The sequence below is a fragment of the Amycolatopsis sp. YIM 10 genome (assembly GCF_009429145.1).
GTDB lineage: Bacteria > Actinomycetota > Actinomycetes > Mycobacteriales > Pseudonocardiaceae > Amycolatopsis.
Genome location: NZ_CP045480.1, coordinates 9511740 through 9531976 on the forward strand (window position 1 = coordinate 9511740; position 20237 = coordinate 9531976).

Below are 20237 nucleotides of genomic sequence, written 5' to 3' on the forward strand. Positions count from 1 at the left end.
GCTTACTGGATGTTGACGTCGACGCTGGCCGGCAGGTCGATGCGCATGAGCGCGTCCACCGTCTTCGGCGTCGGGTCGAGGATGTCGATCAGCCGCTTGTGCGTGCGCATCTCGAAGTGCTCGCGCGAGTCCTTGTACTTGTGCGGCGAGCGGATGACGCAATAAACGTTCTTCTCGGTGGGCAGCGGCACCGGGCCCACGACTGAGGCACCGGTGCGCGTGACCGTCTCGACGATCTTGCGCGCGCTGGCGTCGATCGCCTCGTGGTCGTAGGCCTTGAGCCGAATGCGGATCTTCTGTCCCGCCATGGTGGCTGCGTTCCTTGTCGTCTCGTGCCGCTATCTGTTCAACCCGGGCCTGGGCCCCGGTTTCCGCAGTTCAACGGCCCTGTCTCCGGTCCACGCGGTCGGGCGTGTCGCGCCCGCTGCACAGACGGATCCCTCGGGATCGTCGTCCTGCCTGGTCTTCCTCAACGTGAGGGGGCCGCCGAATCGGCGTCCCTTGCCCGCAACCCTCACCCGAAGGAAGAGCTCGGCGGACCTCGGCTCTCGTGACAGGGCGGCCGCAACCCGGATCGGGTTCGGCCGCCCCATCACGAAGCAACCTGAATAGTGTCGCACAGGCGATTTCACGGCCTGAACCCGGGGTCAACAGCCCCCCGGGTTCAGGTGGAAATCACTTGTTGATCTTGGTGACCTGGCCGGCGCCGACGGTACGGCCACCCTCACGGATGGCGAACCGCAGACCCTCGTCCATCGCGATCGGCTGGATGAGCTGAACGCTGATGTTGGTGTTGTCGCCCGGCATCACCATCTCGGTGCCCTCGGCGAGGGTGACCACGCCGGTGACGTCGGTGGTGCGGAAGTAGAACTGCGGGCGGTAGTTGTTGAAGAACGGGGTGTGGCGACCGCCCTCGTCCTTCGACAGGATGTAGACCGAGCCCTCGAACTCCGTGTGCGGGGTGGTGGTGCCCGGCTTCACGATGACCTGGCCGCGCTCGACGTCCTCGCGCTTGATGCCGCGCAGCAGGAGGCCGACGTTGTCGCCTGCCTGGCCCGAGTCGAGCAGCTTGCGGAACATCTCGACACCGGTGACGGTGGTCTTGGTCGACTTCTCGCGGATGCCGACGATCTCGACCTCTTCGTTCACGTTGACCTGGCCGCGCTCCACGCGACCGGTCACCACGGTGCCACGACCGGTGATGGTGAAGACGTCCTCGATCGGCATCAGGAACGGCTTGTCGAGGTCACGCACCGGGTCCGGCACGCTGTCGTCGACGGCGGTCATCAGCTCGAGAACGGCCTCGGCCCACTTCTCGTCGCCCTCGAGGGCCTTCAGGCCGGAAACGCGCACCACGGGGGCGTCGTCGCCGGGGAACTCCTGGGAGGACAGCAGCTCGCGGACCTCCAGCTCGACCAGCTCGAGGATCTCCTCGTCGTCGACCATGTCGGCCTTGTTCAGCGCCACCACGATGTAGGGCACGCCGACCTGACGGGCCAGCAGCACGTGCTCGCGGGTCTGCGGCATCGGGCCGTCGGTCGCGGCGACCACCAGGATCGCGCCGTCCATCTGCGCGGCACCGGTGATCATGTTCTTGATGTAGTCCGCGTGACCGGGGGCGTCCACGTGGGCGTAGTGACGCTTCTCGGTCTGGTACTCGACGTGCGAGATGTTGATCGTGATACCGCGCTGCTTCTCTTCCGGCGCGTTGTCGATCTGGTCGAACGCCCGCGACTCGTTGAGCTCCGGGTACTTGTCGTGCAGAACCTTGGTGATCGCCGCGGTCAGAGTGGTCTTCCCGTGGTCGACGTGACCGATGGTTCCGATGTTGACGTGCGGCTTGCTCCGCTCGAACTTCGCCTTCGCCACTGGAATGTCCTCCTGGACTTTTTGAGCTTGCTCACCGAACGACGTGGCTGTCGACGGCGAATCATCTGGTCGGCCGGGCGGGCCCCGGATCGGGACCCGCTCGGCCGCGGGCTTGGGGTGTTACTCCCCCGTCGCCTTGGCGACGATCTCCTTCGCGACGTTCGCGGGAACCTCCGCGTAGGAGTCGAACTGCATGGAGTAGTTCGCCCGGCCCTGGGTACGCGACCGCAGGTCACCGACATAGCCGAACATCTCCGACAGCGGAACCAGTGCCTTCACGACACGGGTCCCTGCGCGCTCCTCCATGGCCTGGATCTGGCCACGGCGGGAGTTCAGGTCACCGATCACGTCACCCATGTAGTCCTCGGGCGTGGTGACCTCGACCGCCATCAGCGGCTCGAGGATCACCGGGCCGGCCTTCTTCGCGGCTTCCTTCATCGCCATCGAACCGGCGATCTTGAACGCCATCTCCGAAGAGTCGACCTCGTGGTACGCACCGTCCAGCAGGGTCAGCTTCAACCCCACCAGCGGGTAACCGGCCAGCACGCCGTACTGCATGGCGTCCTGCGCGCCCGCGTCCACCGACGGGATGTACTCCCGGGGGATGCGGCCGCCGGTGACCTTGTTGTCGAACTCGTACAGCGCACCGTCGGTCGTCGCGAGCGGCTCCAGCTTGACGATCACCTTGGCGAACTGACCGGAGCCACCGGTCTGCTTCTTGTGCACGTAGTCGAGCTTCTCGACGGTCTTCTTGATCGTCTCGCGGTAGGCGACCTGCGGCTTGCCGATGTTCGCCTCGACCTTGTAGTCGGACTTCATCCGGTTCACCAGCACCTCGAGGTGCAGCTCACCCATGCCGGCGATGATCGTCTGACCGGTCTCCTCGTCGAGGTTGACCTGGAAGGTCGGGTCCTCTTCGGCGAGACGCTGGATGGCCAGCGAGAGCTTCTCCTGGTCGGCCTTGGTCTTCGGCTCGATGGCCACCCGGATGACCGGCTCCGGGAAGGTCATCGACTCCAGCACGACCGGGTTCTGCGGGTCGGCCAGCGTGTCGCCGGTGGTGGTGTCCTTCAGGCCCTGCACCGCGTAGATGTGGCCGGCCTGGCCCTCTTCGACCGGGTTCTCCTTGTTGGAGTGCATCTGGAAGAGGCCGCCGATGCGTTCCTTGCGCTCCTTGGTCGCGTTCACGACCTGGGAGCCCTTGGCGACCTTGCCCGAGTACACCCGGATGTAGGTCAGCTTGCCGAAGAACGGGTGCGCGGCGATCTTGAAGGCCAGTGCGGAGAACGGCTCCGAGATGGACGGCTCGCGGACGGCCTTGGTCTCACCGTCGGTGAGGATGCCTTCCACGGGCGGGACGTCCAGCGGCGAGGGCAGGTAGTCGATCACCGCGTCGAGCATGGGCTGCACGCCCTTGTTCTTGAAGGCGGAACCGGTGAGCACCGGGTACGCCTCACGCGCGATCGTCAGCTTGCGGATGCCCGCCTTGATCTCGGCCTCGGTCAGCTCCTCGCCACCGAAGAACTTCTCCATCAGCGCGTCGTCGGTCTCGGCGATCGCCTCGACCAGCTTCTCGCGGTACTCGGCGGCCTTGTCGGCGAGCGCGGCGGGGATGTCCTCGACCGCGTAGTCCTCACCCTTCTTGACCTCGCCACGCCAGGTCAGCGCCTTCATGCGGACCAGGTCGATGACGCCCTCGAAGTCGTTCTCGGCGCCGATCGGCAGCTGGATGACCAGCGGCCGGGCCCCGAGGCGGTCCTCGATGGTCTTCACGGTGAAGTAGAAGTCCGCACCGAGCTTGTCCATCTTGTTGACGAAGCAGATGCGCGGGACTTCGTACTTGTCGGCCTGGCGCCAGACCTGCTCGGACTGCGGCTCGACACCTTCCTTGCCGTCGAAGACGGCGACCGCACCGTCGAGCACCCGCAGCGAACGCTCCACCTCGACGGTGAAGTCGACGTGGCCGGGGGTGTCGATGATGTTGATCTGGTGGTCGGCCCAGAAGGTGGTGGTGGCAGCCGAGGTGATGGTGATACCCCGCTTCTGCTCCTCCTCCATCCAGTCCATGGTCGCGGCGCCGTCGTGGACCTCGCCGATCTTGTAGTTGATCCCGGTGTAGAACAGGATCCGCTCGGTCGTGGTGGTCTTACCGGCGTCGATGTGGGCCATGATGCCGATGTTGCGGACCTGGTTCAGGTCGGTCAGCACGTCACGTGCCACTGCAGTGTTCCCCTGTCTCAAGCTTGGGGCCCGGGCTGGCTTGGATCGACAGCCGGGCGGACGTCACCAGCGGTAGTGGGCGAACGCCTTGTTGGACTCGGCCATCTTGTGCGTGTCCTCGCGGCGCTTGACGCTGGCCCCGAGGCCGTTGCTCGCGTCGAGGAGCTCGTTCTGCAGGCGCTCGATCATGGTCTTCTCACGACGAGCCTGCGAGAACGAGACCAGCCAGCGCAGCGCAAGGGTGGTCGAGCGGCCGGGCTTGACCTCGATCGGCACCTGGTAGGTGGCGCCACCGACGCGGCGGCTCTTCACCTCGATGGTGGGCTTCACGTTGTCGAGCGCGCGCTTCAGCGTGACGACCGGGTCGGTGCCGGTCTTCTCGCGAGCGCCTTCGAGCGCGCCGTAGACGATGCGCTCGGCCAGGGACCGCTTCCCGTCCTTGAGCACCTTGTTCACCAGCTGGGTGACCAGCGGCGAGGCGTAGACGGGGTCGGAGATCAATGGCCGCTTCGGGGCCGGACCCTTGCGGGGCATATCAGCTCTTCTCCTTCTTCGCGCCGTACCGGCTGCGCGCCTGCTTGCGGTTCTTCACACCCTGGGTGTCGAGCGAACCGCGGATGATCTTGTAGCGGACCCCCGGCAGGTCCTTCACACGGCCGCCGCGCACGAGCACCATCGAGTGCTCCTGCAGGTTGTGGCCTTCACCGGGGATGTAGGCGGTGACCTCGATGCCGCTGGTCAGCTTCACACGAGCGACCTTGCGCAGCGCCGAGTTCGGCTTCTTGGGGGTCGTGGTGTACACGCGGGTGCACACGCCACGCCGCTGCGGGCTCCCCTTGAGGGCCGCGGTCTTCTGCTTGGCAGCCTTGTCCTGGCGGCCCTTGCGGACCAGCTGCTGGATCGTGGGCAATGGACCAGCTTTCTGTCGCGATCTTGCTTGTTTCTCCCCGGCCCCCGCGGTCGGGCGTGTCGGCCCGCGTCAGGGTCTTACGACCCAACTGACTTCCCATCGGGGTTTCCGTGGAACTGCTTGTGCTCGCCAGCCCGCCTGAACGGCCCGGCGAGCGCTGCACGCGTCCCGCCCGGCGCCTGACGGCACACGGAGCGGCCCGACATGTGCCGGGCACGGTCATCAAAGATACCCGGCCCGATGGGCAGCTCCCAATCGGGGGGTCGAATCCGGGGACGGACCACCCAGTCTAGCGCCTTCGAGGCGGAGCGCGGCGGATTCCCACCGGCCGCGTCACCCCGCGCCCACCCACCCCCAGGGCGACGGCTTCTGCGGGCAAAAGCAGGTTTCCAAATCCGGGATTCGCGCGTTTGCGCAGGTCAAGAGGCGAGCCTGCCTGATTCTGCCCGCAGAAGCAGGTCGCCGGGGGTGGGCCGGATTTGATCTTGGGGGCGGACGCAAAAGAGTGGGGCGCCACCGACGGTGCGGTGGCGCCCCACTCGTGGGCCGAGGTTCAGTCCTCCGGCTTGGCGTGGTCCGGCCGGCCCGGGTTCGGGTCCCGGCTGAGGTCGATCAGCGGGTGCCGGGGCGCGCCCTCCGGGGCGGCGCGGCGGCCGGTCGTCTCCGGCACCGGCTCGGTCCATTCGTTCTGCTCGGTGTTCACAGCGCCCTCCTCGTGTCGCCTGCTGCAACGCGCGCCACGCTACGCCCGCCGATCATGCCGCCAGGAGACGCCCGGAGCCGCTGCCACCGAATGGAACTCAGAACCGGACTTTCCGGAGGTAATCGAAGCCGACCTTGGCGGTTTTGAGCGGATCGGCCGGATTGTCGTGCTCCACGATGTACTCCCGGATGCCGGGAGTACCGTCGAAGATCTTCCGGAAGTCGATAGTCCCGGTGCCCACGTCGGCCCAGCCGCCGTCCGCACCGCGGTCCTTGACGTGGTACTGCAGCACCCGCCCGTGCTGCTGCCAGAACAGCTTGACCGGGTCCACCCCGGCCACCACCGCCCAGTACAGGTCCACCTCGAAGTGGGTGTAGCGGCTGCTCGTGCCCTTCGCCAGGATGTCGAACGGCCGCACGCCCTCGACCAGCGCGAACTCGTGGTCGTGGTTGTGGTAGCCGAACTGGATGCCCGCCTTGGCGAAGGCCCTGGACGCCTTGTCCAGCCGCTCGGCGAACGCCTGCCACTCGGCCTTCGTCTCGTACTTGGCCCACGGCACCGCCGAGTACCGGTGCCCCAGCGTCTTGGCGTCTTCGATGAGCTTGTTCACATCACCGTCGATGCCGATGTGGCTGGAGGTGGCGCGCAGGCGGTGCTTGTCCAGGATCTTGCGGAACTCGGCCGCGCTGCGCCCGTACGTCCCGGCCATCTCCACGTTGCGGTACCCGATGTCGGACAACGCCCCGAGCGTGCCGTCGAGGTCCTTCTCCAGCAGCGACCGCAGGGTGTAGAGCTGCACGCTGATCCGGTGCAGCGGGATGCTGCCGTGGCCGTGACCGTGCCCGCCACCGGCGGAGGCGACCCCGGGCAGCGCCAGCAGCGCGCCGCCGGCCACCGCGGCACCGGCCGCGCCGCGCAGCATCGAACGACGGGAAAGGTTTCTGTCGACCATCAGATGAACCTCACTTCTGGTTGCTGAACGCGGCGTCGAACGCCGCCGCGGGCTTGTCGAACAGCAGGCCGCGCAGGAAGGTCACGGCCTCGGCCGCCCCGCGCAGCCGGTCCATGCCGGCGTCCTCCCACTCCACCGAGATCGGCCCGGAGTAGCCGATCGAGTTCAGGGCGCGGAAGCAGTCCTCCCACGGCACGTCGCCGTGCCCGGTGGAGACGAAGTCCCAGCCGCGCCGCGGATCCGCCCACGGCAGGTGCGAGCCGAGGCGGCCGTTCCGCCCGTCGAACCGCTTCCGGGTGTCCTTGCAGTCCACGTGGTAGATCCGGTCGGCGAAGTCGAGGATGAAGCCGACCGGGTCGAGGTCCTGCCAGACGAAGTGCGAGGGGTCCCAGTTCAGCCCGAAGGCCGGACGGTTGCCCACCGCTTCCAGCGCCCGCTTCGTGGTCCAGAAGTCGTAGGCGATCTCCGAGGGGTGCACCTCGTGCGCGAACCGCACGCCCTCGGCGTCGAACACGTCCAGGATCGGGTTCCAGCGGTTCGCGAAGTCCTCGTAGCCGTCGTCGATCACCGCCTGCGAGACCGGCGGGAACATCGCCACGTACTTCCAGATCTTCGAACCGGTGAAGCCGACGACGGTGTCCACGCCGAGCTTCGCCGCGGCCCTGGCGGTGTCGGCCAGTTCGGCGGCCGCGCGCTGCCGCACGCCCTCCGGCTCGCCGTCACCCCAGACCCGGCTGGGCACGATGGCCTGGTGCCGCTCGTCGATCGGGTCGTCGCAGACGGCCTGGCCGACCAGGTGGTTCGAGATGGTCCAGACCTTGAGGTTGTGCTTTTCCAGCAGCTCCAGCCGCTGCGGCACGTAGTCCGGTTCGGACAGTGCGCGGTCGACCTCGAAGTGGTCGCCCGAGCACGCGATCTCCAGCCCGTCGTAACCCCATTCTGAAGCGAGCTTGCAGACCTCGGTGAACGGCAGGTCCGCCCACTGACCGGTGAACAGCGTGATCGGACGACTCATAGCGAGCTACTCCTTCTTATTTGAGTCCTTGCAGCGACAGCAGCAGCGGGTGCACGTCGGTGGCGGAGAGCCGGCCCGCGGGTTCGAAGGCGCTGTCCGAGCAGAGCAGCACCGGACCGTCCTCGGCCGAGTCGGGCAGCCTGCCGTGCGAGCCGCGCACCCAGCGCGGATCGGTCGGCACCACGTTCATCGCGTACCGCAGCCCGGCGAACTTCTTCGCCAGGTTCAACCCCGCCTTGGCCTTGGCGAACCGGTCGGCCGGGTCGAAGAACAGCTCGGCCGGGTCGTAACCCGGCTTGCGGTGGATCTCCACGCCGCGCGCGAAGTCGGGCGCGCGGTTGTCGTCGGTCCAGTAGTAGTAGGTGAACCACGAGTCGGGATCGGCCACCGCGACCAGCTCGCCGGCTCGTTCGTGGTCGAGGCCGTAGCGGGCCTGCGCCTCGCGGTCGAGCACCTCGTCGACGCCGGTCAGCTCGCCGACGATGGACCGGACGCGCTCCAGGTCGGCCGGGTCCCGCACGTAGACGTGGGCGACCTGGTGGTCGGCGACGGCGAAGGCGCGTGAGGTCCACGGGTCGAGGTACTCCATGCCCGCCTGGGTGTAGACCTCGAGCAGGCCCTCGCGGCGCAGCGCGCGGTTGATGTCGACCGGGCGGCTGACGTTGGTGATGCCGTACTCGCTGAGCGCCACCACGGTCGCGCCGCGGTTGCGGGCGTCGTCGAGGAGCGGGGCCAGCGCGTTGTCCAGCTCGCGCGCGGCGACGGCGGCCTGCGGGTGGTCCGGCCCGAAGCGCTGGTGGTCGTAGTCCAGGTGGGGCACGTAAGCCAGGAGCAGGTCGGGTGCTTTTTCCCGCAGAAGCTTGCGGGTGGCGCCGATGACCCACTTGCTCGAGGTCAGCGAGGCCGTCGGGCCCCAGTACTGGAACAGCGGGAACTCGCCGAGTTCACCGGTCAGCTGGTCGTGCAGTTCGACCGGGCGCACGTAGGCGTCCGGCGACTTGCGGCCGTCGGCGTGGTAGATCGGCCGCGGCGTCACCGTGACGTCGGTGGTCATGCCCATCGCGTACCACCAGCACACGTTGGCCGAGGTGTAGCCGGGGTGCGCGGCCCGCGCGGTCTCCCACAGCTTCTCGCCCTGGACCAGCCGGTTGTGCTGGCGCCACAGGAAGATCTCGCCGAGGTCGCGGAAGTACCAGCCGTTGCCGACGATGCCGTGCTGGGCCGGGGTCAGCCCGGTGAGGAAGGTGGACTGGGCGCTGCAGGTGACCGCGGGCAGTACCGTGCCGAGTTCGGCCTGCCAGCCGTCGGTGGCCAGCGCGGACAGCCGCGGCATGTGCCGCAGCGCCTTGGGGGTCAGCCCGACGACGTCGAGCACCACGAGGGGTTTCATGAAGAGGCCTTTCGGGAGTTCAGCTGGTCGCGCGCCCAGCGCAGCTCGGCGGCGATGCCGCCGGCGAGGTCGTCCCCGCCACCCGGGAGCACGCTCCAGGTGTAGGTCTCGACCTCGATGTGCGGTTCGCCGGCGAGTTCGGCGAACACCGCGGTCAGCACGTCGGTGGTGCTGCGCAGCGGCGCCGGCGGGGCGGCGTGCAACGGCATGTGGAAGTGGACGCGCCACGGTCCGTGCGCGGGTAGTTCGGCCGAGGCCGACGGCAGGTCGTCCGAAGCCAGGACGGTGCCGTCCTCGGCGAGTTCGCGCACCTGGTGCAGGTAGCGGGGTTCGGCGAAGGCGGCGAGCGCGGCCTGTGCGTCCTCCGCGGCCGGGTCGGCGACGTGCAGCGCGGCCGAGGCCTGCACCTTCACCACGTCGAGCCCGGCATCGGCGATCCGCCGCAGGGTGTCCACCGGATCCGCGAACGACACCGCGAGGTGGCAGGTGTCCAGGCAGAGCCCGATGTGCGCGGGGTCGACGCGACCGGACAACCAGCCGAGCGCGTCGGCGACGGTGTCCAGCACGCAGCCCGGTTCCGGCTCGACGGCCAACCTGATCGGCCGCTCACTTTGCGCCAGCACGCCGGTCAGTTCGGTCAGCGCGGCGGTGGCAGCGGCGTCGTCGACCGGGGTCCACGGCTCCCGCCAGGCGAGCGGCAGGGTGGAGATGCTGCCGTACGCCGCGTCGTCGGCAAGCAGCCCGCCGAGCACCGTCACGCAGTCGAGCGTGTACCGCAGCCGGGCCGGTTCCGTCCACTTTGGATGGTAGACGGCCTGCTTGACCACCTCGTCGTGGAAACCGCCGTACGGGAAGGCGTTCAGCGTGCACACGCCGAGACCGCGCGCGTCCAGCTCCGCACGGAACTTCGCCAGCTCGGACGGGTCCTCGGCCAGGCCGCGCGCGACCGGCGCGGCCAGCCAGAGCCCGACGCCGAGCCGATCCTCGCCGTACTGCCCGCCCGCCAGCCCACCACCGCCCTCGGCGGAGTCGCTCCGCGACAGGTATTGATCGCGGACGGGCACGGAATACCGGTCGAGCTGCGCCAGGATCCCGCCGAGGTCCTCGGCGGGATGCACGTTGGTGCAGTACGAGATCACTTGCGGCCACCCCGGAGCACCGAGTTGCCCTGGAACTCGCTCGCCTCGCCGCTGAACCCCGGCAGCGGGTCCAGCGTCAGCCTGCCGCTCTGCGCGTAGAAGTCCACCGGGTTCTGCCACAGCACGGTGTCCACATGGGACTCCTCGTAGCCGTCGGCGAGCATCGCCTGGCCGGTCTTGAGCGTCTTCAGCGGGTCCGAGCGGCCCCAGTCGGCGGCCGAGTTGACGATCTTGCGCTCCAGCCCGTACTCCCGCAGGATCGCCACCATCCGGTGCTCGTCCATCTTGGTGTCGGGATAGATGGAGAAGCCCATCCACGCGCCGGACTCGGCCACGATGCCCACGGTCACCTCGTTGAGGTGGTCGACCAGCACGTGCTCCATCGGGATGCCGGACTCGCGCACCACGTCGAGCGTGCGCTTGGTGCCTTCGAGCTTGTCGCGGTGCGGGGTGTGCACCATGACCGGCAACTCGTGTTCCTTGGCCAGCTCCAGCTGGCGGGCGAAAACGTCGTCCTCTTCGGGGGTCATCGAGTCGTAGCCGACCTCGCCGACCGCGACCACCCCGTCCTTGGCCAGGTAGCGCGGCAGCACGTCGAGCACCTCGCGGCAGCGGGGATCGTTGGCCTCCTTGGGGTTCAGCGCGATGGTGCAGTGGTGGCGGATGCCGAACTGCGCGGCGCGGAACCGCTCCCAGCCGATCAGCGAGTCGAAGTAGTCGGTGAACGAGCCGACGCTGGTGCGCGGCTGCCCCAGCCAGAACGCGGGCTCGACCAGCGCGCGCACGCCCGCGGCGTACATCGCTTCGTAGTCGTCGGTGGTGCGTGAGGTCATGTGGATGTGCGGGTCGAAAATGCGCATCAGTGCTCTCCCCTTTCCAAGATGGCGCGCGCGTCCGCGGGTACTTCACGGCCCGCCGCGCTCCGCTCCGCCGCGTAGTCCGAGACCATGCGGCGCAGCTCATCGTCGACCCGGCGGTCCAGCTCCGCGACCGCCGCCAGGGGAACCCCGGTGAACAGGCACTTCAACACCCCGTGACGCCAGGAATGCGGGTCGAGGTGGTGTCCGGCGAACTCGCCCATGGCGGCGGCGACCAGCCGGATGTCGTTGGTGCGCAGGGCGTCGGCGACCAGCTGCAGGCCGGTGCCGACGACGTTGTCATCGGGCTTGTCCAGCGCGTTCAACCCGCGCAGCACGCCGCGGCGCTCCGCGTCGTCGCCATACCGATACAACTCCGCCAACTCCGCGGCGAATGCTTCTGCGGGCAAAAGCAGGTTCAGCTCGGTGAGGAGGCGGACGCGGGCCTGGTCGTCGAGGGTGCCCTGGACGAGCCCCTGCGGATCGGTCTCGGCGGCGACCGGCGTGCGGCCGACCCCGCGACCGGCCGCCGGGAACAGCTTGCCGATCGCCGCGGGCTTCGCCCTGACCTGGGCCAGGGCGTCGGCGACCCAGGGGTGTTCGGCTTTCGCGGGCAAAGCAAGGTTCAACGCGCGGAAGGCCCGCGCGGCGACCTCGGGAGCGGCGTGGCTGTGGCGCGGCAGCTCGACCGCGGCCAGCCCCTCGTAGCCGATCTCGGTGAGCGCGGCGAGCGTCCCGGGCAGGTCGAGCTGCCCCTCACCGAACTCCAGGTGCTCGTGGACCTTGGGCAGCATGTCGTCGAGCTGCACGTTGAACAGCAGCGGACCGGCCTGGCGCACGCACTCGGCGGCGTCGACCGGCTCGACCGCGACGCAGTGACCCACGTCGAGCGTCACCCCGAACAACTCGTGGTTGCCGAGCTGTTCGCGCAGGTCCAGGACCTGCTGGAGGTGCTGGACGAAGTGCCCGGGCTCCGGCTCCATCCCCACCCGGACCCCCAATGCTTCTGCGGGCAAAAGCAGGTTCTGGAGGCCCTCACGCAGGCGGGATGCGGCGGTGGTGTCGTCGAGATCCGGGGGTTTGACGCCGGACCAGAAGGAGACGCAGTCCGCGTCCAGCTCGGCCGCGATCCGCATCGCCTTCTCCAGGAAGCCGAGCCGGGGTGCGGGGTCGTCCGAGAGCAGCGTCGGGTGGTGCTTGCGCCACGGGTCGAGCAGGTAGCGCGCGCCGGTCTCGATCACCACGCGGTTCAGCCCGAGCGACGACAGCCGGGCGGCCACGCGTTCGAGCTGCTTGGGCAGGTCGTCGGCATAGGGATTGAGGTGGTCGTGGTCCAGCGTGAGCGCGACGCCGGTGTACCCGAGATCGGCGATCACGGCGAGCGCGTCGAGCAGCCGGTGGTTGGCGAAGCCGTTCGTGCCGTAGCCGAGCGAGAAGGTCATGTGGGGCTCACCTTCCTCGACAGCTTGCGCGCGATCGGCAGCGCGGACGCGACGAGCGCGGCCCCGACGATCGAGCTGCGGGCGGCGATGGCGGCTTGCAGCGGCACCATGCCGTGGATGCCGGTTTTTGTGGCGTTGCGCACAACTTTCGCCGACGGGTCGGCGACCGCCGCGGCCTGCGCGCGGCCGACGAACCCGGCGTACCCGGAGCCCGCGGTGAGCGAGGCGAGCCGGTGCCAGCCGGTGTGCGCGGGGCCGCTGACCGCGAGCGCGGTGGCCGCACTGCTGGTGGCCAGGGCGGCTTTCGCGGTGTTCGGCGAGGCTCCGTGCACCTCACCGGTGGACAGCGCGGTGACGCCGAGCGTGTGCACGCCGATCGCCGCGGCCGCCGGTGCCGCCGCGCGGGTGTTGCCGCCCGCGCCGAGCAGCACGTCGAGCGCGCGGCACACGGCCATGCCGAGCGGGCCTGCCGGGGTGGGCTTGAGCAGGGTGTCGTAGGCCCAGACCGCACCGGCCAGCGGCACGGCGACCTTGAGCGCCTGCTTGCCGCCACCGAGCGCGGCGAGGCTCAGCCCGGCGACGGTCAGCGCGCCGCCGGTGGCCAGCGCCTCGTTGGCGGAGATCCGGCCGGACGGGATGGGGCGCTCGGGGCGCTCGACCGCGTCGAGGTCGCGGTCCGCCCAGTCGTTCAGCGCCATTCCCGCCCAGTAGAAAGACGCGGATGCCAATGGCAGCAACAACCTGCGTCCCCGCAACCTGCTTTTCCCCGCAGAAGCACCCGCCACCGTGTCGCCCAGGACGGTGAGGGCGGCGGGGGCTCGGACCAGTTCGGCGAGGGTGCGGATCCGGCTCACAGGGTGCCCGCCCACTCGTGCAGGAGGCGGGTCTGCTCGGCGAAGCGGTGCTCGTCGCTGCCCATCGGGTCCTTGAAGAAGAAGCCGAGGCCGGTCAGCGCGCCCGACTGGCCGGCGGCGTGCGCGGCGGCGGTGAACCGGGCGAGGTCCAGCACCAGCGGCGCGGCCAGCGCCGAGTCGTAACCCGTCCAGGTGAACTGCAGGCTCATGCGCGCGCCGAGGAAGCCCTCGAACGACACGTTGTCCCACGCGGTCTTGGTTTCGCCGAGGTCCGGCACGTTGTCGATGTGCAGCGGGGCGGTGACCTGCTCGCCGAGCAGCGCGGCCAGACCGCGGGCCTTCGATTCGAGCTTGCTGTTGACCTTCGTCGGGTCGCCGAGGGTTTCGCCGTCGCCGCCGCCGAGCAGGTTGGTGCCCGACCACGAGCGCACGCGCAGCGCCCGCGAGGTGAACATCGGGGCGAGCACGGTCCGCAGCAGGGTCTCGCCGGTCTTGCCGTCGCTGCCCGCGTAGGGAAGCCCCAGGTCAGCGGCGAGCGCGCGGAGCGCGGGCATGCTTATGCCCGCAGAAGGCGTGAACTCGACGTAGGGGCTGCCGGCGCGCAGGGCGGCATAGGCCATCAGCGAACTCGGGGGCAGCACGGCGCGTGCCGGGTCCTCGAGGGCGGCTTCGAGCAGGCCGAGGTCGGCGTGCTCCGGGAGTTCGGGGGTCGGCGCCTCGGTCGACGAGACGTTGACGACCACCACACGGTCCAGGTTGTGCCTGGCCGCAAAGGATCGGATGTCTTCGGACAGTCTTTTGCCCGCAGAAGCCTGCGAGCCGGTGTGGGTGGCGGGGTGGTAGCCGTCGCGGATTTCGGCGTCTACCGAGGTGAGGCCCTGGCGGACGGCGGAAAGCACGGCGTGGCTGAAGACGCCGGCGTCGGCGAGTTGCTCCGCTCGCTTCTCCAGCGGGGTGTGCACGATGTCGTGTCCGCCGAGCACGATGTCGTCCCACGCGGGCAGCGGCACCGAGGCGAACGCTGGCAGCTCACTGACGCACCCGGTCGGTCCGGCGACCCCGGCGCGCAACGCCAGCAGCCCGACCGCGGCCGTGGTCGCTACCGATCCTCTGGCCCCCACCAGCCACAAGCCGGTGCGCATAGCTCGCTCGGACATCACAGAACACCTCTCCACGAAAGACGGCGGCCCGGTGTGGGTGACGACCGATCCAGATCGCCACCCACACCGTCCTGATCAGGGTTGGCCCTGAGTGGTCAAACCTTTCGGATGGAACCACCCGAAGGCGCGATCGCGATAGACCATTCGATTCGCTGGGCCAACTCGTTACCGTCCCTAACCAATACGCCCCGCACCTCCGCGTCCTTCACCAGCGCCGGGTTGGCCGCCAGCTCCGCGAACGCGCGGTATTCCTTGATCGCCTTGGTGTCGTTGCCGTTCGCCTCGGCCTGCCTGGCCTTCTTGAGCTGCTTGCCCAGCTCGTTGTAGGCGTTCAGCGACAACCGGCTGGTCGCCCGGAACCGGTCGAGCAGCTGCTGCACGTCCCGGCCGGAGGTGATGGTGACGAACTGCACCTTCTGGCTGGTCCGGTTCCCGGCGGCGTCCACGGCGGACACCTCCAGTGCGTGGAAGCCCAGCGGCAGGCGGTACAGCGCGATCAGGTCACCGTCGCGCACCGGGGCGCCGTCCAGGGTCGCGGTCACCTCGGTGACCCCGACCTCGTCCTGCGCGTCCAGCTCGAGCACCAGGTCGGTCGCGTCGCCGTAGACCGCGCCCTGCGCGGCCCCGCCGATCGCCACCGTCGGCGCCGTGACGTCCAGCTCCTTGACCTGCACGTTGCGGAAGAACACGTCGTCGCCGTTGCCGTGGTTCTGCAGGCCGATGAAGCCCTGCGAGAGGTCACGGGCCGGGTCGGTCTCGGTGTACTCGTTGATCACCACGCCGTTCAGCACGACCTTGATCGTCTGCCCGGCCAGCACCAGCTCGTACGAGTTCCACTCACCCGGCGGCTTCAGCGCCGCGTCCCGCTTGGCGATGTCGGCGCCCTTGAACCCGTAGATCGCACCGGTGGTGCGGTCGGGGGCGTCGGTGGCGTCGATCTGGATCTCCTGGCCCTGGTTGACCGCGACCCACGGGTCGTTGCCGGGGTCGGGGAAGCCGACGAAGACACCGGAGTTGTCGTCACCGGCCAGCTTCCAGTCCAGCTTCAGGCTGTAGGCGTTGAACTCCTCCTCGTGCCACAGCAGCCCCATGCCGCCGACGGTCTTCCAGCTGCAGTCGGACTGCAGCTCGAAGGAACCGGGACCGGCCATCTTCCAGTTCGCCATGCTGGCCTCGGTGCCGTCGAGCAGGGTGGTGTACCCCGCCTCTGGCGTGGCCGGCTCGCAGGCGGTGACCACCGGCTGCGCGACCCCGGGACCCTGGACGTTGATCGCGTCCACATCGAACAGTCCACCGGTACCGGTCCCGCTGAACACCAGGAACAGCGGCTTGGTGCCGCCCGGATCGGTGATCGGTGCGGGCGGCAGGTCGACGTAGGTGTCCCAGCCGCCGGTGCTCGGCACCTGCACGGTCTGGACCACAGGACCGTCCACCGCGCCCGAGCGCACCTCCATGGTGCCGCCCGCGCCGCCGGAGCTGACGCGGTAACCGATGCCGGTGACGCCGGTCAGGTTCACCGGGGTGAACTGGATCCAGTCACCCGCGTCGATGTAGCCGACGCGCTTGCCACCGCTGGCCCCGGCCGCGGCGACCACCTGGGTGCCGTTGGTCTCGGTGAAGAACTCGGCCTGCTTGAGCTTCGGCTGCAGGACGTTCTCCGCCGAACCGGTGAGCGGCGGCGCCTGGCCCGAACCGTTGTCGGTGTAGCTGGCGTTGATCACGCCGAAGACGTCGGCGTCGAGCCCGTGGCCCTCGTCGGCGGGCGTTTCGATGACACCCTCACAACCCGTGGCCTGGCTCAGCGGGTGGCCGTGGTTGTCGTGGCCGAGGATGTACTCCACCTTGACCTTCGAGCAGTCGACCGGCCCGTCCTCGGGATCGGTGACGGTGACCTTGAACGGCACCTTGTCGCCGAAGCCGAAGAAGCCGCCGTTCACCGGCGCGTCCAGCGTCACCGTCGGCGCGGTGTTGCCCGCGGTGACCACCACGCTCGCTGCGCCGGTCAGCCCGGTCGGGTCGGTCACCGACAGCTTCGCGGTGAACTGCCCGGCGGTGGCGTAGGTGTGCGAAACCACGCCCTCCTCGGTGGAGTCGGTGGTGCCGTCACCGTCGAAGTCCCAGGCGTAGGTCAGGTCGCCACCGTCCGGATCGGTCGTGCCGGCCGGGTCGAAGCTCACCGTGAGCGGCGCGGGACCGGAGGTCTTGTCCGGCGTCACCTTCACCTGCGGGGTGCGGTTGCCCTTGGTGTAGTCGATCCGGTAGACCGCCGACTCCGCGGAACCACCGAAGTAACCGGTGCCGTAGTCCAGCACGTACAGCGAACCGTCCGGACCGAACTCGATGTTCATCGGCCGGACCAGGTCCATCGAGTCGAAGAAGGGCTTGATCTCGCCGCGTTCGCCGTTGGCGCCCACGGTGATTTCCTTGATCCAGCCGCGGTCCCACTCGTAGGCGAAGTTCTTGCCGTCGTAGTACTCGGGGAACTTCGTGGTGCTCTCCAGCGCCGGGTCGAACCGGTAGGTCGGGCCGCCCATCGGCGACTCGGGCCCGGTGCCGAACTCGGGCACCGATCCCCCGTCGTAGGGGATCCAGGCCGGCTGCACCGGCGGCAGGTCGACCAGGCCGGTGTTGTGCGGGCTGTTGTTCTTCGGAGCCGCGCAGTCGAACGCCTGACCCGACTGGCCGGTGGCGAAGTCGTAGTCGATGAACGGCTGGTTGTCCCCGACGCAGTACGGCCAGCCGAAGTTGCCCGGCCCCTTGATCAGGTTGAACTCGACGGTGCCGCCGGGACCGCGTGCGGGATTGGCCGCACCGGCGTCCGGACCGTAGTCGCCGAGGTAGACCCAGCCGGTCTCCTTGTCCACGGAGAACCGGAACGGGTTGCGGAAGCCCATCGCGTAGATCTCGGGCTTGGTCTTGTCCGTGCCCGGCGCGAACAGATTGCCCTCTGGCACGGTGTACTTGCCGTCGTCGCCGACCTTGATGCGGAGCAGCTTGCCGCGAAGGTCGTTGGTGTTGGCCGAAGAGCGCTGCGCGTCGAAGACCGGGTTCCTGGTGTCGCGCTCGTCGATCGGGGTGTAGCCGTCCGAGGCGAACGGGTTCGAGTCGTCACCGGTGGACAGCAGCAGGTTGCCCGCGGCGTCGAAGTCGATCTCACCACCGGCGTGGCAGCAGATGCCGCGTTCGGCGGGGACCTGGAGGATCTGCTGCTCGCTGCCGAGGTCGAGGGTGTTGTCCTCGCTCAGCTTGAACCGCGAAAGCTGGTTGTAGCCCTTGAACGGTTCGAAGTCGGCGGCCGTGCCGTTCTCCGGCGCGTCACCGGCGGGCGTGTTCAGCGTGGGCGCGTAGTAGAGGTACACCCAGCGGTTGTCGGCGAAGTCGGGATCGACCGCCACGCCCTGCAGGCCGTCCTCGTCGTGGTTGTAGACGGGGATCTGCGCGGCCAGCGAGGTGGTGGCGCCCGAAGTCGTGTACCAGACGCGGCCGTCGCGCGAAGTGTGGATCACGTCGCGGTTGGGCAGCACGGCCAGCGCGATCGGCTCGCCGGTTTTCTCCTCGCCCTTGGCCAGGGTGATCTGGTCGAAGTCGGCGTCGCCCGGCTCACCGGTTCCCGGGTCCTCTGTGGAGCAGTCGCCCTCGGCCAGCCCGCTGGCGTAGAGGATGCCGCCCTTGAGGTGGTTGAGGAACTCCGGCTCACTGTAGGACGCGATGGTGTGCCCGCCGCCGGTGTACCAGGAACGGCCACCGGAGTTGGTGTGGCACCAGGCGATCGGGTGGTCGCCCATCGCGCCGTTGCCCGGGTCGTAGCTCTTCTCGTCGAGCGAGGCGAGCACATGCACGTCCTGGCGCGGGTTTTCGCGGTAGTTGTACCACTCGTCCGTCCGCGGCCACTGGTACGGAAGCTCCGAAGTGGACGGATGCTGGCGGTCCTCGACGTTGACCGTGGCCTGCTGGATCTGCGGGTGCGAGTTGAAGTACGCCCCGACCAGGTCGCCGTAGAACGGCCAGTCGTATTCGGTGTCGGAAGCGGCGTGCACGCCGGCGTAACCGCCGCCCGCCTTGATGTAGCGCTCGAACGCGCCCTGCTGTTCGGGGTTGAGCACGTCACCGGTGGTGGACAACCAGATCACCGCGTCGAAGCGGGCCAGGTTGGTGTCGGTGAAGGCAGCGGCGTCCTCGGTGGCTTCGACGGAGAAGTGGTTGTCGGCGCCGAGCTGCTGGATGGCGGCGATCCCGGCGGGAATCGAGTCGTGCCGGAACCCCGCGGTCTTCGAGAAGACCAGCACACTGGCTTCTTCGTGCTGGGCACCGACTTCGTCGGGCTGGGCCGCGGTGGCGAGCGCGCTGCCGCTGAAGGCGGTCGCCGCCGAGATGGCCAGCACCCCTAACCGGATGGCGGTCCGGCTGGGCTTCGGTGGACTTTCCGATCGGAGTTTTCTCAATCCGCGCATGACGAATACACACACTTCCTTGGGTGGCGGCGGTACGAGCGAGGAGACCGAACGAAAAGGGCTGGAGTCACCTCCCCCCGGCCGTGGCGGTGCTGACGGTGGTGCCGGCCACCGGAGTCCAGCGCGCCTCGTCGGCGGCGCTGGTCTCGACCGCGTGCAGGACCCGCTGAACGCGCAGGCCGTCGTCGAAACTGGGGACGGGATCGGTGCCCGCGCCGATCGCGGTCAGGAAGTCCGCGACCTCGTGCGTGAAGGTGTGGTCGTAACCGAGCCCGTGCCCCGGCGGCCACCAGCCCTCGATGTAGCGGTGGCCCGGCTCGGTGACCAGGATCCGGCGGAAGCCCGCCTCGGTGTCCGGAGTGGACCCGTCGTGCCACCACAGTTCGTTCATCGACTCGAAGTCGAACGCCATGCTGGCCTTGGTTCCGTTGATCTCCAGGCGCATCGCGTTCTTGCGCCCCAAGGCGTACCGGGTGGCTTCGAAGGTCGCGACCGCGCCGCCGGACAGCCGCGCGAGGAACAGCGCGGCGTCGTCGACGGTCACCTCGCCCAGCGAACCGGAGCCGTCCGGGCGCTGCCGGACGAAGGTGTTCGTCAGCGCGGACACCCCGGTGATCAGCTCACCGGTGACGAACTGCGCCGCGTCCACGATGTGCGCGCCGAGGTCGCCCAGCGAACCGGAACCGGCCTTGTCCTTGCGCAGCCGCCAGGTCATCGGCGCCTGCGCGTCGGACAGCCAGTCCTGCAGGTAGACCGCGCGCACATGGCGGATCTCGCCCAGCGCGCCGTCGCCGACGAGCTTGCGGGCGTGTGCCAGCGCGGGCACCCGGCGGTAGTTGAAGGCCACCATCGAACGCACCCCGCGGGTGGCCGCCGACCGCGCCGCGGCGGCCATCCGCTCGGCCTCTTCCACCGTGTTGGCGAGTGGTTTCTCGCACAGCACGTGCTTTCCGGCCTCCAGTGCCGCGATCGCGATGTCCGCGTGCGAGTCACCGGGGGTGCAGACGTCGACCAGGCCGACGTCGTCTCGGGCGACCAGGTCGCGCCAGTCCGTTTCCACCGCGGCGAAGCCGTACTTCGCCGCGGCGGCCTTCGTTTTCAACTCGTCCCGCCCGCCCAAGGCGGCGAGCACCGGGGTCAGTGGGGTGTCGAAGAACCGGTGCACGTTGCGCCACGCGTGCGAATGCACCGCACCCATGAACGCATGCCCGACCAAACCGACCCCGATGCGCTCCCCGCCTGCCGAACTCATTGCTGTTACCCCGTTCTCCGCGC

At 68.9% G+C, this 20237-nt stretch carries 16 protein-coding genes; all 16 read right to left on the bottom strand.

The features are described 5' to 3' along the window. Window positions 1-2: 2 nt before the first annotated feature. Entirely contained in the window at window positions 3-308 is a 306-nt protein-coding gene (rpsJ, locus tag YIM_RS44095; RefSeq protein WP_003883485.1) for a 30S ribosomal protein S10, read from the bottom strand. Window positions 309-675: 367 nt separating this feature from the next. Further along, window positions 676-1869, bottom strand: a complete 1194-nt coding sequence (tuf, locus tag YIM_RS44100; protein ID WP_153036002.1) for an elongation factor Tu — start codon at window positions 1867-1869, stop codon at window positions 676-678. Window positions 1870-1989: 120 nt separating this feature from the next. Further along, a complete protein-coding gene (gene fusA / locus YIM_RS44105) occupies window positions 1990-4089 on the bottom strand; it encodes an elongation factor G (protein WP_153036003.1) in 2100 nt (699 codons plus the stop codon). Window positions 4090-4152: 63 nt separating this feature from the next. Continuing rightward, window positions 4153-4623, bottom strand: a complete 471-nt coding sequence (gene rpsG, locus YIM_RS44110) for a 30S ribosomal protein S7 (protein WP_007031033.1) — start codon at window positions 4621-4623, stop codon at window positions 4153-4155. A 1-nt stretch (window position 4624) separates the two neighbouring features. Next, entirely contained in the window at window positions 4625-4999 is a 375-nt protein-coding gene (gene rpsL, locus YIM_RS44115; protein ID WP_003102113.1) for a 30S ribosomal protein S12, read from the bottom strand. A 553-nt stretch (window positions 5000-5552) separates the two neighbouring features. Then, on the bottom strand, window positions 5553-5702 hold the full coding sequence (locus YIM_RS44120; protein ID WP_194240397.1) for a hypothetical protein: 150 nt from the start codon (window positions 5700-5702) through the stop codon (window positions 5553-5555). Between the two features lie 97 nt (window positions 5703-5799). Then, window positions 5800-6654, bottom strand: coding sequence for a sugar phosphate isomerase/epimerase (locus YIM_RS44125; protein WP_153036004.1), 855 nt, complete (start codon window positions 6652-6654; stop codon window positions 5800-5802). Window positions 6655-6664: 10 nt separating this feature from the next. Further along, window positions 6665-7669, bottom strand: a complete 1005-nt coding sequence (locus tag YIM_RS44130; protein WP_153036005.1) for a sugar phosphate isomerase/epimerase — start codon at window positions 7667-7669, stop codon at window positions 6665-6667. A gap of 16 nt (window positions 7670-7685) precedes the next feature. Then, complete coding sequence (locus YIM_RS44135) at window positions 7686-9059, bottom strand: alkaline phosphatase family protein (RefSeq protein ID WP_153036006.1); 1374 nt, start codon at window positions 9057-9059, stop codon at window positions 7686-7688. After that, the gene (gene eboE, locus YIM_RS44140) at window positions 9056-10198 is read right to left on the bottom strand and encodes a metabolite traffic protein EboE (RefSeq protein WP_153036007.1); all 1143 of its coding nucleotides are present in this window, start codon (window positions 10196-10198) and stop codon (window positions 9056-9058) included. Before eboE ends, YIM_RS44135 begins: the two co-directional genes overlap by 4 nt. After that, window positions 10195-11058 carry a TatD family hydrolase gene (locus YIM_RS44145; RefSeq protein ID WP_153036008.1) on the bottom strand — a complete coding sequence of 288 codons (864 nt, stop codon included), beginning with the start codon at window positions 11056-11058 and terminating at the stop codon, window positions 10195-10197. Before YIM_RS44145 ends, eboE begins: the two co-directional genes overlap by 4 nt. Beyond that, a complete protein-coding gene (locus YIM_RS44150) occupies window positions 11058-12497 on the bottom strand; it encodes an EboA domain-containing protein (RefSeq protein WP_153036009.1) in 1440 nt (479 codons plus the stop codon). Before YIM_RS44150 ends, YIM_RS44145 begins: the two co-directional genes overlap by 1 nt. Further along, on the bottom strand, window positions 12494-13342 hold the full coding sequence (locus YIM_RS44155; protein ID WP_153037650.1) for an SCO3242 family prenyltransferase: 849 nt from the start codon (window positions 13340-13342) through the stop codon (window positions 12494-12496). Before YIM_RS44155 ends, YIM_RS44150 begins: the two co-directional genes overlap by 4 nt. 5 nt (window positions 13343-13347) lie before the next feature. Then, window positions 13348-14508: an inositol-3-phosphate synthase gene (locus tag YIM_RS44160; RefSeq protein WP_194239951.1), complete on the bottom strand. Its 1161-nt coding sequence runs from the start codon at window positions 14506-14508 to the stop codon at window positions 13348-13350. 98 nt (window positions 14509-14606) lie between these two features. Then, on the bottom strand, window positions 14607-18962 hold the full coding sequence (locus tag YIM_RS44165; protein ID WP_153036010.1) for a ThuA domain-containing protein: 4356 nt from the start codon (window positions 18960-18962) through the stop codon (window positions 14607-14609). A 67-nt stretch (window positions 18963-19029) separates the two neighbouring features. Beyond that, complete coding sequence (locus YIM_RS44170) at window positions 19030-20214, bottom strand: Gfo/Idh/MocA family protein (RefSeq protein WP_153036011.1); 1185 nt, start codon at window positions 20212-20214, stop codon at window positions 19030-19032. Window positions 20215-20237: the final 23 nt, after the last annotated feature.